Origin of the sequence: Nonomuraea candida, assembly GCF_000725485.1 — a bacterium.
In the GTDB taxonomy this organism is placed as follows: domain Bacteria; phylum Actinomycetota; class Actinomycetes; order Streptosporangiales; family Streptosporangiaceae; genus Nonomuraea; species Nonomuraea candida.
Window position 1 is genome coordinate 18,748 of sequence record NZ_JOAG01000067.1, and the last position, 14,642, is coordinate 33,389.

At 69.0% G+C, this 14,642-nt stretch carries 9 protein-coding genes and 2 pseudogenes; 6 read left to right on the top strand and 5 right to left on the bottom strand.

Annotation, left to right across the window (positions count from 1 at the left end; translation table 11 throughout):
• The 3 genes from IO39_RS40535 to IO39_RS55385 form a co-directional block, all read right to left on the bottom strand.
• Positions 1-975 carry a 3-oxoacyl-ACP synthase III family protein gene (locus tag IO39_RS40535; protein ID WP_169789208.1) on the bottom strand — a complete coding sequence of 325 codons (975 nt, stop codon included), beginning with the start codon at positions 973-975 and terminating at the stop codon, positions 1-3.
• A 318-nt stretch (positions 976-1,293) separates the two neighbouring features.
• Positions 1,294-1,914, bottom strand: a complete 621-nt coding sequence (locus tag IO39_RS40540; protein WP_043635879.1) for a GNAT family N-acetyltransferase — start codon at positions 1,912-1,914, stop codon at positions 1,294-1,296.
• A gap of 319 nt (positions 1,915-2,233) precedes the next feature.
• A complete protein-coding gene (locus IO39_RS55385) occupies positions 2,234-2,410 on the bottom strand; it encodes a hypothetical protein (protein ID WP_157549615.1) in 177 nt (58 codons plus the stop codon).
• Between IO39_RS55385 and IO39_RS40545 the strand changes: the two genes are divergently transcribed.
• Both IO39_RS40545 and IO39_RS40550 read left to right on the top strand, forming a co-directional pair.
• Entirely contained in the window at positions 2,409-3,374 is a 966-nt protein-coding gene (locus IO39_RS40545; RefSeq protein ID WP_043635882.1) for a thiopeptide-type bacteriocin biosynthesis protein, read from the top strand. The two genes, IO39_RS55385 and IO39_RS40545, sit on opposite strands and share 2 nt — an antisense overlap.
• Positions 3,293-6,487, top strand: a complete 3,195-nt coding sequence (locus IO39_RS40550; RefSeq protein ID WP_157549617.1) for a lantibiotic dehydratase — start codon at positions 3,293-3,295, stop codon at positions 6,485-6,487. The genes IO39_RS40545 and IO39_RS40550 overlap by 82 nt, the downstream gene beginning before the upstream one ends.
• A gap of 154 nt (positions 6,488-6,641) precedes the next feature.
• Here IO39_RS40550 and IO39_RS59995 read toward each other — a convergent pair whose 3' ends face one another.
• The gene (locus IO39_RS59995; RefSeq protein WP_245642563.1) at positions 6,642-6,986 is read right to left on the bottom strand and encodes a hypothetical protein; all 345 of its coding nucleotides are present in this window, start codon (positions 6,984-6,986) and stop codon (positions 6,642-6,644) included.
• 408 nt (positions 6,987-7,394) lie between these two features.
• On the opposite strand from IO39_RS59995, the gene IO39_RS58385 reads away from it, so the two are divergent.
• From IO39_RS58385 to IO39_RS51470, 4 genes and pseudogenes are all read left to right on the top strand, one after another.
• On the top strand, positions 7,395-7,691 hold the full coding sequence (locus IO39_RS58385; protein ID WP_245642564.1) for a hypothetical protein: 297 nt from the start codon (positions 7,395-7,397) through the stop codon (positions 7,689-7,691).
• 1,323 nt (positions 7,692-9,014) lie between these two features.
• Positions 9,015-9,115, top strand: a pseudogene (locus IO39_RS55390) (IS5/IS1182 family transposase); the annotation flags it as partial.
• A 770-nt stretch (positions 9,116-9,885) separates the two neighbouring features.
• Positions 9,886-10,356: a hypothetical protein gene (locus IO39_RS40560; protein ID WP_043635887.1), complete on the top strand. Its 471-nt coding sequence runs from the start codon at positions 9,886-9,888 to the stop codon at positions 10,354-10,356.
• Positions 10,357-10,587: 231 nt separating this feature from the next.
• A complete protein-coding gene (locus IO39_RS51470; protein WP_052424015.1) occupies positions 10,588-14,040 on the top strand; it encodes a protein kinase domain-containing protein in 3,453 nt (1,150 codons plus the stop codon).
• A gap of 332 nt (positions 14,041-14,372) precedes the next feature.
• On the opposite strand, the pseudogene IO39_RS57090 reads toward IO39_RS51470, so the two are convergent.
• Positions 14,373-14,642 (bottom strand): annotated as a pseudogene (locus IO39_RS57090) (hypothetical protein); the annotation flags it as partial.

A 14,642-nucleotide genomic window follows, 5' to 3' on the forward strand; every position in this document is an offset into this window, starting at 1 on the left:
TCACGCGTCCACGCTTATGTCGAAGGGCAAACGGAAACAGAGGGAACCCCAAAGGAATCCGGCGCCGATGGCTCCGATGACGATGGTGTCTCCCGCCCTGGCCCTGCCGTCGGCGGCCAGCCGCCACAGGGAGGTCAGCGGCGACGCGGCGCCGGTGTTGCCGAGAACGTCACCGGAGATGCCCACTTTGCCGAGATCGGCACCCATCGATTCGATGATGTGCTCGACGAGCCGGATATTGGCCTGGTGAATGGCGATCCCGTCGACGTCGTCCAGCTCGACGCCCGCCGCGTCAAGGACCGCGTTGATGGATTTCGGCACCCGGGTGCCGGCTTCCTGCCAGACCAGCGGCCCATCCATGGTGAGATAGGGGCTGTCCATTGCGCCCCCCGGCGTGGCCCGCTGGTGGTTCAGCAGAGCGGGGCCCGCCAGCGCGACACCAGGAGAGTAGGCGTTGCCCAGGTCGTAGCTGAGCATTCCGTGCGGCCCGGGAGTCTTGGTGAACACCGCCGCGCCGGACGCGTCACCGAAGAAGACGCGCACGCGGCGGTCCGCCGGATCGGTGCCACGCGAGGCGGCTTCCGCGCACACCACGAGGGCGTTGCTCAGATCCGGCTCCTGGAGAAGACCTGCCGCGATGTAGGTGGCGTAGACGAACGAAGAACACGCGTGCTGGGTGATGTCCACGATGCGCGGAGTCTCAATGCCGAGCCGATCGGCCACGATCACGCCGAGGGACGGCATGATCCAGTCCGGCGTGCTGCAGGCCACGACGAGCACATCGATGTCCCGGGGGGTGAGGCCGGCCTGGCGGATCGCCTTGTCCGCGCTCTCGACGGCCAGGTCCTCGATGCTCTCGTCGCCGGACAGGTAACGCCGCTCCCGGATGCCGGTCTTCCGCTCGATCCACGCTGGACTGGTGTTGAGCGTCTCGCAGAGTTCGGCGTTGGAAACCACCCGGCGCGGCAGGCCCAAGCTGACACTTAACGGGCTAACAGGGGTGAGCTGCCACCTAGGCATGACGGTCCTCTCCAGTCTGGTGGTCTGGGACGGATGGGAAGCCGGTGAGCGGCCCGCCACGCGAGATCGCACGGCGGACCGCCCACCTACCCGCGTCAGCAGGTCTCGCTGCTGGCGCTGGCCGGCAGCTCGATGCCGTCGGCCACGATCTCGGTGCCCTGGAGGTCCATCACGTTGGCGAGGTCCATGTCTATCACTCCTTCCTTGACTTTTGTTTCAACCATGGGAACATCGCTGTCTCCAGCGATGGCTCAAAGGTAGTAAATGGCGTGATTACGCTGTCCACGACACATGGTCGTTGCCCTGAGTCAAATCTTCAAGAGTTTTCTTGCGCAGTGCCCTGATGACATCACCGCGCCTTTCCAGGACATGTCGATCACGGTCGGAGAATTTTTCGAGGTTCGCCCGGCAGATGACCGCCGGCCAGAATTTCCCGTCGATGAAGAACCGATCCCGGAGCACGCCTTCGATGATGAAGGAGTCGTACTCGACCAAGTATTCCAGCAGCACCTGGTTATAGGTGGCGACGAGCAACTCCACCCGGACCACCTCGTGCGTTCTGCACAGGATGCCCACTGCGCCCCGAATCGCCTGCGCGGCCACGGCGGAGCTCCACGACTCGTCGTCGTTCGAGGTCACAGCGAGGCGGGCCACGCCAGGCGTCTGCATCATCGACCAGCTGACAGCGCCGATCAGCACCCCGGACCGCCGGACGACCAGATGCGATCTCCGCTCGTCCTGCACGATCCGCTGACGCATCGCAGCCGTACGCCACACCGGCCCATCGGTCGAGACATAGGAGAAAGGCGCCGCCAGCACCGCGTCGAGGAGGCGTTCTTCGTCTCTCGTGAGAACGGGAACGCATTCGACGCTCACGGACTCCTGACCGTTCATTTCCCCTCGATCCCGGGCTAGGCGTTGAACTCCGGCGGACTCCCGTGAATTCCGGCGAGCTCCGGCGAACTCCGGCGATACAGAAGTTAGTTTCGACGCAGGAGAGAGTCAATAACGGCGCACTCGAACAGCCGGCACCCCAGGGACGTAAATCCTTGAATTGCACACTCGCCGGCTGCGGTCACGCCAGGCGGGCGACGTTCAATTGCTCATTCTGGACAGTTGCGCAGAGGGCATGGGGAACCGTGGCGGCCGGGCCCGGGAGCGCGGAACGGCATTCCGTTCCGCGCACGCGCTTGCGTGCAACTGCCCATATCATTCAGTTGCACAAATAATATGCATGGATTACTGAAATCTTTTCAAATTGTTCGACGCACAGTGCGAAGGCATCTACCGCACAGGCCGACGCCTTGGTTACGCTCACCCGGCCAGTGAGCAGCAGGAACATGGGCAGCCCCATGCCTCCTGTCATTCCCCGCATTTTGGAAGGATCCATGTCTGCCGATCACCTCACCTCTTCCCGGCCGTACCAGTTGGCGGCAGGTGTGCTCGCGGTCATGGCGGGCACCGACCTGGAACAAGCCGCCGCGGAGCACAGCCTGCCGCCGGCGGACCTGGGCGAAGCGCTGGAGGTATATCAGGCGGCCGGGCTCTCCGCACTGGAACAGCGCAGCGAGCGCGACTGGTACCAGGTCAGCGTCGAGTTCTCCGACTGGGATGCCGCGGAGACGGCTGGCGCCGTACGGCTCGGACCGCTCCTCGACGACCTCGTGGCCGACGGAGCAGTCACGGGATGGTGGTTTCTGCGCAAACAGCCCTGCTGGCGGCTGCGGCTACGGCTGCCTGACACGAACTTCGCCCCCGTGGAAAAGGCGCTGAACGAGCTGGCCGAGGCCGGGCTCCTGACGCGCTGGTGGCCGGCCTTCTACGAGCCGGAGACAGCCGCCTTCGGAGGTCTGGAAGGCATCGACGTCATCCACGAGCTGTTCTGTGCCGACAGCCGGGGGGTGCTGGACTACTGCCGTCGCACCCACCCCGGACTGAGGCGGGCCACGCTGTCGACCCTGCTTCTCAGCGCCCTGCTGTCCACGGCCGGGCTGGATCTGTTCGAGCGCGGCGACGTCTTCGCGCGGGTGGCCGAGTTGCGGCCCGGACGGCCCGACGCCGCGCACGACGGCATGGTGACCGACAGCCTGCGGGCCCACCTGACCGACCCCGGCGCGAGCCGCGTGCTGTTCACACCCGGCAAGCCACTCTCCTTCGCCGCGCCCTGGCTCAGGGCGTTTGAAACCGCCGGCCGCCGGCTCGGCGAGGCCTCCGCGGCCGGCCGCCTCGGCCGCGGCCTGCGTGGCGTCCTCACCCACGTGGTGATCTTCCATTGGAATCGGCTCGGCATTGCACCGGCCGCCCAGGCGACCCTCGCCCGCGTCGCGGGCGCCGCCCTCCTGCCGGAAGACTGACCATGCGCCCGGGTGTGCAGCCGGCGCCCCCCGAAGGGCGTGCGGAACCGCCGGCCCTTCTCGACCTCCCGCGCTACGAAGTGGCTCCCACGGTGATGGTGCGGACTCCCCTCATGCCCATGCCGGAGGGCACGGCATGCGAGGATGAGCTTGCGCGGGCGTTCGTCGACGACCCGATTCTGCTGGAGGCGCTGTGGGTGGCCAGCCCCTCGCTGGCGCGGCAGCTGGAGGAGTACGCCGCCGCCCCTGCCGCGGTGCCGGTCAACCGGCGCCGCAGGCTCTTCGATGCGCTCGCCCGTTATCACAGCCGGGCCACCACCAGACCGACTCCTTTCGGTCTCTTCAGCGGGGTCGGCGTCGCCGCGTGGGGTTCGCGGCTGGAGTTGCGAGTGGGACGGCGCGAGGACTGCCGCCGGTGGGCCAGACTCGACTTCACCAAGGTCCAGGCGCTGGCGCGGGAGCTCGAGGGAGAGGATCGGCACCGAGGCGAGCTGGAGTTGTTCGCCAACCCGGCGCTGCACGTCCACGGCCGCCGCGTCTACCTGCCCGACCGCGGTCCGCTGAGGACGAAGCAGGGGGAGGAGACGTTCTCCCTTCGCGGCAGCGAGTCCTTGGAGAAGGTCCTCTCCTGGGCGCGGACGCCTGTCGCATACGACATCATCGCGGACAAGCTCGCGCAGGAGTATCCGGACCTCTCCGCGGACGCACGCGGCCGATTCCTGGATGAACTGGTCGGCGAGGGCGTGCTCCTCAGCACGCTGCGGCCTTCCCTGTCCGGCGGCGATCCGCTGACCACGCTCCGCGAGAAGGTCGCCGGACGGTCGTCGCCGGGTGCCGAACGAGTGCGCGAAACCGCGGCGCGGGTCGATGCCTACCGGGCCTCACCGCTGGGCGCCGGCCTGGAACCCCTCAAATCGCTCTTCGCCGTATACGGCGCCACGCTCGACCGGCAGCGGTGTCTCCAGGTCGACATGAGCGTGCCGATCTCGGGCACTGTCCCCCGCGAACTCGCGGAGACGGCGAAGGATGCCTTCCTGGCACTCCTCTGCCTTTCCCCTGCGGAGCCCGGGTTCCCTCACCTCAACGCCTACGCCGGGGAGTTCGCCGACCGCTACGGCGACCGCGAAGTGCCGATCCTCGAGTTGCTCGACGATCACCTCGGTCTGGGGCCGCCGGCGACCTACGAGCATCCTGCGCCCGCCCGGGCGCGAGTGGCCCCCGAGCCCGCCACCAGGAACATCGGCTTCCTGCGTGCCCTGGCCGCCGAGAGGGGAGAGGTCGTGCTGACCCTCGGGGACTTGGAGCCGTTGCGGCCCCGTGGCGCGCATCACCCGCCCTCGGCCGACCTGTTCCTGATGCTCGCCCAAGGGGCCGCCGAAGACGACGGCTGGCTCGCCGTGGTGTCCCCGACGGGAGCCCGCGTCCCCGCGGGTAGCGCCTTCGGCCGGTTCTGGCAGCTGAACGCCGGATTCGACGACCACCTGCGCAGGTGCGCCGCACACGAGAAGAGCGCTGGCTCCGACGTGGTGATCGCCGACGTCAGCTATGCCCATCCAGCCGGTCACGCGAAGGAGCACGTGAGCAACATGATGCTGGCGCCCAGGCTGCGCGCCGCCGAAATCGCGTTCGGCATCCCACCCGCCGGCCTCGGACGGCAGCTCCCGATGTCCGACCTGGTCGTGGGGCTGGAGCACGGACTGGGGAGGGAGCACGGCCGCCTCTATGCGAGGTCCCGTACGCTCGGCACAAGGGTGATCGCCCGGACACCCGGCATGGTGGTCCCGCCGGTCGCCCCCAACCCGATCCGGTTTCTGCTCGAACTGTCCGAACAGGACCTGTGGCGGCCGGCCTGGAGCTGGGGGGAACTCATCGACCGGCCCGCGCTTCCGCGTGTCCGCATCGGCAGAGCGGTCCTCGCCCCGGCCCGGTGGCGGCTGCCCGAGCGGTGGGACGGCGCTCCCGATCCGGACGCCGACCTGCGGCAGTGGCGAACCGACTGGTCCGTGCCGCGGCACGTCTATGCGGGCGAGCACGAATCCGACAATCGTCTGCTGCTCAACCTGGATTCCCCCAGAGACATCGAGCTGCTTCGCCACCAGATGCGCCAGGGCGTGACGGCGGTGGAGGAGCCGCTGCCCGGCCGCTCTCACGCGGCGGCGCGCGGTCCCGGCGGCGCGCCGTTCATGACCGAGGTCGTCGTCTCCCTGCTGGCGGACCCCCCAAGACCGGAACCCGCTGCTCCGCCACGCCACGACAGAGGGCCGAGCCGCCTCTCCCCCCGGCTGCTGCCACCCGAGAGTGAGTGGTGGTGTTTCCAGTTGTACGGTCTGCCCTCGCTGCAGGACCTCGCCCTGGAACACCTGGCCGGGGGGCTCGGCGCCGAGGGTCTGGAGTGGCACTTCTCCCGCTGCCCCGCTCCTCGGCCACATCTGCTGGTTCACGTCCGCGCCGATGGCGGGGCCGCTCCGCGTCCACCCGTACCCGCTGTCGCGGGCCTGCTGGACCAAGGGCTCATCACCGACATCCAGGTGACCGGCTGCGAACGCGACATCGAGTGGTACGGCGGAGCCGCCGCGGCGGAATGCGAGCGAATCTTCTGCACCGAGACCCCGATGATCGTACGGCTGCTCGGCCTGACCGGCGAGACCTGCGCCGCCGACCAGCATGCAGCACTGGACGACCGCGACCTCGCGATCCTGAGCGTGGACACTCTCCTCACCGGCATAGGGGTCGAGCGTCACGTCCGCACAGCGGTCTTCCACCGCATGCGCGACGCCCGCGCACAGGAGTTCGCCGGGCTGCGGCACCTCGACAGGAAGTTGTTGAACCGCGAGCTCAACGGGCGCAAGAAGCGGTTGCGCTCCCTGCTCCTCGGCACCCATGCCGCTCTCGGCGCCGGTGGAGGGCTCGCCCGGTGGCGCGAGGACTTCCTCGCGGCCCTGGAGCAGGCACGCCCGCGGGTGCCCGCGTTCACGGCTCCCACAGGGGCGATCTCGCCCGTCCTGTCCCATCTGGTAAGCATGCACGCCAACAGGCTCGGTTTCTTCCGCGGCGAGGAGTACCGGCTCGTCCATCACCTCTACGAGGTGAGCCAGGGACTGCTGAGGGTCTGATCGGATGTGGCGCCCCGATCAGACCCTCAGCCGACGCGAGGACCGGCCGCTCACGGCCGGTCCGTCGCCGGCACGTCCGCCTCACCAGAGACGCTCCCGGCGTCGCAACCGGTTGCATCCTGGGGCAGGCAACTGCCCGCGGCCGTCCGTGGCGCTAACACTCTCGTTGCGCGGAAGCACTCGTTCTGTCGCGCTCCGTACGCCGTTGGAGGTCTTCCGCGAACTCCTCCCAAGCCGCGGCGCTCTCCTTGGCCACCTGGTAGACCAGCTCGACGCAGTGCTCGGGAATCGCGTCGATGAGTTGCGCCCTGGTCGGCACGAGAGTGGCGCTCGCGCTCAGCATGCGCAGAAGCAGCCGGCCACGCTCCGCCGACCGCAGTGCCGGATCCCTGATCAGGGTGTTCAGTGGTGACTTGCGACTCTGGTCGAGCTTCGGCGACCCCATCGACCTCGGCACCTTGGCGGCCCCGAGGGCGATGTCCTGGAGCTGAACGCTCACGGCGGCCGGCTGGTCCGGAGGCAGGGAACCCTCGGTCACCTCGACTGACCGTGACGAGCCGGGCAAGGGGCCCTCCCCTCGCCTCAGCCGGTTACGCACGTCGCGTACGGTGTTCGGTGAGACTCCCGCTTCCTTGGCGATCCTCCGTAGCGAGCTGTGGGGCTCGGCCTCTATCAGTTCGGCGGCGCGGATCCGGCCCGCCGTACTGTCCATCGGACGGACCCGGCCGTCACGTCCCAGCCGTGCAGACGGCTGGGCCTCTCGCGGGAGGATGACGCTGCGTATGCTGCTGACCGTCTGGGCGGATAATCCGACGATCCTGGCAATGGCCCTGTCGGACCATTGAGGGTGCGATCGTACGATCCGGCCGGCTGCCGCAGTGCGATCGGCCACCGAAAGCGGAAGACCATGAGTGGTGTTTTCCCTGACCGCGATGACGAAGGCGTCGCACTCGTCACCTTCAAAAAACCGAACCGGTATCGTTTTATCGCCGCGCAACGCTACCGCCCGCAGCCGGTGCATCCCGTCCACGACCCGCATCGTGGACCGGTGGACGATAATCGAAGGCAGTTCAGCGTCCAACCCGGCAAGAAGGTTTATGTGGGTGAGATCCTCCCCAGCGCTTCTAGGCGTATCCGCCGGCAAAAGGTCTTGAATGGGGACGTCCACGACGTCCGTCAGCTCTGGGTGGAAGTTTTCACTTAGCGCAGCGTTCCCCGTTTGGAGCTCGTTCGAGGGCTCTGTCGAAGCCCGGTTAGCCAATGCTCTCCCCTTTGGCGCAGAAGCTTTGACCTTGCAGCATCCCCCGAGCTGCCGCCCCTACAGTGAATTGACGTTTGCCGCAGCACTGCTGCTAATGCCCCATCGGTTCCGGAATCGCCGTCCCGAATGGCGTCAGCAGAACATCCCTCCGGTCGAGTCCAGATCGACCAGCACAGAAGACCAAGCCCATCCGTTTGGTCATAGAGCACCTCAGAGTCCGCAGAAAGGCAGTGGCGAGACCCGCACCAGAAGCGGTTGTTGCGGCCGTACACTTAGGCCAATATTTCATATGCAATGGTTGATCCTGTCAAGTTGTCACCGGCCAGGGTCAATCACTGAGCAACGGTCTTCACACGAAGCATGGCGGAGAATCAGGCTCCGCTGGGAGCAGGTGCGCGGGCCTGCGCACTTTGGGTCCCATCTTCACATTTTGCCGGGCCTCGCCGGCCGCCATGGAACGGCGTTGCGCCCGGAGCCGCCATCGGCCTCGCGCACTCCGCAGCGAGCAGAAAACGTATACTGAATCGTTCTTGCCAGTGGCATGTAGATGTTATGTAGACGGCCCGGCTTTCACCGGTCCTCGACGCCGCCATTGGCCTCGATTCTCAGCAGGCCGCGCGTGGGCGCCGGCTCCTCCACGGCTCAGCACATACGAGCCGCGATCCCGTCGAGAACGACGCCGAGTGCCGCTCGAACCTCCGGTTCCCCGTCGTCGCGAAGGTGCCCGACGGCCTTGACCAGCTCGTCGCCCTCGCCCAGCCACGCATCGCGCCCGGCCCGCGAGTACCAGTCCGGGTCAGCGAGGCACGACGTGTCCGCGGCTGCCGGTAGTTGATGATCACGGCAGCTGGTATTTCGCGGTGCAGGTACGCGGCCTGAACGGGCAGCGGCAGCGCGTCCGGCAAGGTGGTTACGCCGGCCCCGAGGAAGCCCAGGCGGAGGGCCGGGCCCTGGCGCTGCCGACCGCGACGGGGCAGGGGCCGGATGCACGCTCGGGCAGTGGCCGGCACGCTGGCTGGCCACGAAGGACGATGTGCGTCCGTCGACCCGGCAGGGCTACGCCCCGCACATCCGCATCTACCTCGTCCCGCTGCTGGGACGGGTCCCGCTCCACCAACTCACTTCTCGCGACGTCAACGGCCTGCTCACGGCGCCGGCGTCCCGTCCCTCGCCTGCTCCACCCTGCGGCGCCAAAACTCGGCCATGGTGTCTGACCGGGCCTTCTATGGTGTTCCTACGCCTGCTGCTCAACCCGCTATATAAAACCTCCCCACCAGCTCCCAGGCCATGCTCCACCTCGCATCGATCAACAACCTCACCAAGCGCATAACAGACGAAACCACCCAACCTGGCGAGGTACCTACTAGGACATAAGCCGCAATCTACTCAAATCAAATGCTCACTGACGAACGACATCCCGGAACTGAATGACGACGAGCAGAACATGTGGCGGCAGTGGAATCAACGTGGAGCTGCTGGCACCGTCAATGGCGACCTGCAGGCCGACTCAGGGCTGTCCAACCCCGACTACCAGGTGCTCGTCGTGCTGAGCGAGTCCGCCGAGGGACGAAGCCGGATCTCCGACCTGGCGGCGTTGTCGCAGTGGGAACGCAACCGGGTGGCCCACCATGTCACCCGGATGGAGAAGCGCGACCTGGTGTCTCGACAAGGGTGCCCGACGACGGCCGTGACGCCTTCGTTCGCATCACCGAGACGGGGCGGCGGCCATCCAGCCGGCCGCGCCGGGTCATGTGCGCACCGTGCGACACCTGGTCTTCGACGCGCTCACCGCGGACGAGGTGGCTCAGCTCGGTGAGATCTTCCACCCGGCTACGCTCCCGCATCGGCCCGTCAGCCGAATGGAGCAGCGCCGGATCCCCCCAACTGCCGCCGCGCGCTCCCCTGCCAGCCACGCTTCCGGCCCACGCGCATGAGGAGTTCGCGGCGGCACGGCCCGTACGACCAGCTGACTCGCGGGTCGTGCGGTTGAGCCCGTTGAGCCCGTTGAGCCCGTTGAGCCCATTGAGCCCGTTGAGCGAGGCGAAAAAGATCGCAAGGCTGCGAACCTTCCTCCCCCGGACGCTATCCAACCCACATGTACGGCGAACCTGAATAGACAGGAAAAGGCATTCATCATATGAAATCGAAGCTGGCCACCCTGTTCTTCGCTACCTTCACCGCCGGCAGCTGCGTCCTCGCCGCCGCCTCGCCCGCCTCGGCCACGACGCACTACGGCAAAAGTAAAGTGATCAGCTCCGAGAGCGGCTGGCAGAACGCGGGCGTTTACGTCGAGCCGGGTGACATGGTGCGGATCCACTACGCCAGCGGCCGGTGGACGGTCGACTACCGCGAGTTCCCCTACGTGTCCTCGGCCGGCTACGACTGGCGCATCGACCGCCGGATCCACCAGGGGTGCAAGATCCTCAGCAGGCACCCGCACGGTTCGATGATCGCGAGGATCAACAACGACCACTACAGGGTCGGCGGCAGGGCCTTGATCGAGGCGCGCCAGGCGGGCTTCCTCCAGCTGCGCGTCAACGACGCCGACGGTTGCCTGCGCGACAACGACGGCGCCGTCCGCGTGAAGATCTCGGTCGCCGACTACTGAGCCGCGCTCCCAGAAGATCATGACGTGGTCGGCGCCGCCCTCCCTCATCACCCGCGGCAGCCGGTTGACGTCTCCACCCACCACGGATGACCCCATATGAGCAAGAGAGATGTCCGTTCACCTACAGCCGGCGCCGGCCCGAGTTCCCGGGCAGGGGCCGCGCCGCCGCCGGCGGCCTCCGGACGCCCGAGCCCTTGGCCGCAGGTGCGCGTCCCAGCGACGATGAGAGCGTTGCTGGGAGAGGACCCGCACACGGTCGGCGGCTACTGGCTGGCCGGCCGCCTGGGGCAGGGAGGCCAGGGTGTCGTCTACGAGGCGTACGACGGTGAGGGCACCCGGGTGGCGCTCAAGCTCCTGCACGCCGACGGCGGCCGCACGCAGCTGGACCGATTCGCCCGGGAGGTCGAGGCCGCGCGAAGGGTGGCCTCCTTCTGCACGGCTCGGGTGCTGGACGCCGATCTGGCGGGCCCGCGGCCGTACATCGTCAGCGAGTACGTCAGCGGGCCCAGCCTGCGCGCAGCCGTACGGGATGGGCGGTCGTTCGCGGGGGACGACCTGCACCGGTTGGCCACGGCGATCGCCACCGCGCTGGCCGCGGTTCACGAGGCAGGGGTGATCCACCGTGATCTGAAGCCCGACAACGTCCTGCTCGGTCCGGACGGCCCGCGGGTGATCGACTTCGGTATCGCGCGTACCGAGGAGATGTCGGTGACGTCCACCGGACTGATCGCCGGCACGCCCGCCTACATGCCACCCGAGTCGTTCAGCGGGCGGCGGGCGGGCGCGCCGGGCGACGTGTTCGCGTGGGGCGCCGTGGTGCTCTTCGCCGCGCAGGGAAGGGACGCCTTCGCCGGGGACAACGCCGCCGCGGTGATCCACCAGGTCCTGTCGGCCATACCCGACGTGAACGGGTTGCCGCCGGCGCTGCGCCCGTTGGTGGCGGCGGCGCTGGCCAAGGAGCCGCAGGCGCGGCCGACCGCCCGGGAGTTGCTGCTCGCCCTGGTCAGCGGGAACGGCGAGGCGACCGGGCTGTTGCGGGCGGGCAGTGAGCGGGCGCGGCAGATCGCCTCGGACGATGGCCTGGACCCAGGGCTGGGGACGATCGCCGAGGACGCCTACACCGCGCTCCCGGAGGAGCAGCGGCGCCTGGTGCCCGGAGTGTTCCTGCGGCTGCTCACCCTGGACGAGTACGACATGGAGACGACCCGCCCGGTGCCCGTGGCCGAGCTGGAGTACGGCGGGCAGGACCTGCGGGCCATCCTCCGGGCGTTCTCCTACGTGCTCTCCGAGCGTGACGGCCAGATGGTCCTGACCCGTCCCGCCGTCCTGCGCGCGTGGCCTCGCCTGCGCGGCTGGGTGAGCGCGGAGAGACCGGGCCTGGCGGTCGTCGGGCAGCTCAGCCAGGCCGCCCGCCACTGGGACGACAACGGCCGCGGCGACGGCGACCTGCTGCGCGGCAGCCGGCTGCAGGCGGTCGAGAGCTGGGCCGGCTCCGAGCGCCGCCACATGACACTCACCAGGCTGGAGCGGGACTTCCTCGACTCCAGCCGGCGGGCGCTGGCCCGATCCAGGAAGATGCGGCGCGGCGCGCTGGTCACGCTGGTCACGTTGCTCGTCGTCGCTCTCGCCGGCGCGGTCTCGGCCGTGTCCGCCGCGGGCGAGGCCAACAGGGAGCGGGAGCGGGCGGAGGCGCAGAAGCGGCAGGCGTTGTCCCGGCAACTGGCGACGCAGAGCGTCCGGCTCGTCGGCACCGAGCCGACGGTCGGACACCTGCTCGCGGTCACCGCCTGGCGGCTCGCGCCGACCAAGGAGGCCCGCCACAGCCTCCGTAACGCGCTCGCCGGGCCCGCCGTCTTCACCAGGCCGGGCCCGGCGCTCGCGCTGGCCTTCAGCCCCGACGGCGAGGTCCTCGCGACCAACGGGGACGAGGGCGTCGTGACCCTCCGGAACGCTGTGACTCACCGTCCGACCGGCTCCCTGACCGGTCAGAAGCAGATGGTCACCGAGGTGGCGTTCAGCAGCGACGGCCAGCTCGTCGCGGCGGCGGCCGAGGACGTGCGGATCTGGGACGCCGCCACGCACGAGCAGGTCGGCGAGCCGCTCCGGGGCGGCGGCACCGTGGCGTTCAGTCCGGACGGCAGGCTCCTGGCCACCGGCGGCGACAGGGTGCGGCTGTGGGACGTGGCCACGCGCACACAGGTCGGTGACGCGCTTCCCGGAGCCGGCGCCGTCGCCTTCAGCCCGGATGGGAGGCTGCTGGCGACCCACTCCTCCCGCGAGACCGAGGCCCGGGTCTGGGACGTGGCCTCGCGCAGGCAGGTCGCCTCGCTCGAAGCGCACCTCTCCCCCGCCGGCATCAGCCACCTCGCCTTCAGCCCCGACGGGAAGCGGCTGGTCACCGGCAGCCACGCGTTGCGCCTGTGGGACGTCGCCACATGGCGGCCCATCGGCAAGCCGCTCATGAACAGGCAGATCGGCGGCATCCGCGTGGCGTTCAGCCCCGACGGCTCGGTCCTGGCGACCACGAGCGACGGCGGCCGGGTCCGGCTGTGGGACCTGGCCACGCGTGAGGAGCTCGGTCCCAGGCTCGCCGGTCACACGATCGGCCTGTACAGCGTGGCCTTCAGCCCCGACGGGAAGCTCCTGGCCGCCGGCGGCTTGGACGGGCTGCGGCTGTGGAGCCCGTTCACACACCGGCAGCTGGGAGCTCCCCTGCCCACGGCAGGCACCACCGCGCGCGCCGCGACGTTCAGCAGCGATCGGCGCAGCCTCCTGACCTCCGACGCGCGGCACGTCAGGCTCTGGGACCTCGGCTCACGAACGCCGATCTTCACCATCAGGCCGGGGCAGCCCATCAACACCGCGGTGCGCAGCCCGGACGGTGGCACGCTGGCGATCGGCCTGGAGTCCGAGCTGACCTGGTGGGACGTCGCCGGCCGGCGCCAGGTGAGCTCGGTGCGAACCCCTCGCCACGTCATCGGGCCGGCGGCCTACAGCCCGGACGGGCGGACCCTGGCCATCGCGCTCACACCGGACCCGCAGACCGATGCGAAGCCCGAGATATGGATCTTCGACACACGCACCCATCGCCGGATCGACCGCATCGTCCGCCCCGAGAACATCGCGCAGCTGGTCATCAGCCCCGACGGCAGATACCTGACCGCGGTGGACATCGGGGAGAACGCCCAGCTGTGGGAGCTGGCCACCCGGGCCGAGGCCGGCCCGCCCATCAGCAGGGCGAAGAGCGTCGCCTTCTCCCCCGACGTCAGGACCCTGGCCGTGGCCGGCAACACGGGAACGCGGCTGATCGACCTGGCCTCCCGCAAGCAGCTCGGCCGGGACCTGGGCGGGCACTCCGGCGTGATCACCGCCGTGGCCTTCAGCGCCGACGGCGCCACCCTCGCCACCGCGAGCGACGACAAGAGCGTCCGGCTGTGGGACGTGGCCACGCACGAGCAGGTCGGCGCCGCTCTCCCTGGCCGTAGCAGGGTCTCGCAGGTGGAGTTCGGCGACGGTGTGCTGGCCACGGTGAACGATGACGACACCTTCCGGGTGTGGGGCGTGGCCGAACCCGCGGACCTGGTGGCCGCCGCCTGTGCTCGCGCCGGTCGTACGCTCAGCGCCGAGGAGTGGGAGCAGTACCTGCCCGGCGAGCCCTTCCAGACGGTGTGCGTGCCATCCTGAGCCACCGGGCCTCGCCGGACCGGCCGGGGAGGGGCTCGACCCACGACTCGCCTGCTCCCGGAGGCGGCTGCGCGCCCTGCGCGCCTTCCGCGCCCCACAGGCGTTCTCGCAGGCCAGCTCCGGCAGATGCCGCGGCGTCGGCCAGGGCGCGCAGGTCGGCGGCGACGCGCGGGTGCCGTCCACGTTCCACTGGTAGCCGCCGAGGCGCCCTGCTGGACGACTACCTCAAGGATCGGCGGCCAGGCGCAGCAGTTCCGGGTCGGGGCGCAGGCGATCTGGTCGGCCCATTCTCGCCCTTGCCGCAGTCAATGCCCTGCTTTCCCCTGCCGAGTTCAGCGCCAGGACGCAGTACGACTGTTGACGTGAAGGCCGCCGGGATTCCGATCAGGCCGTCTTGTGCGGCCTGTCGCGGGCTGTGGTGTCTCCTTCGCCTCTTCTTGCAGGGCCGCGTCGAGGATCGAGTCCAGCATCCCCTGTGAGCTCTGCAACTGGCTGATCATGTTGGCGATGTGCGCGCGTTCGCGTCGTAGGTCGTTGATGAAGGTCGGGCAGCCGGACGGCACGACCAGTTTGTCGGTTCCGTGCACGCAGTGCAGGACCCG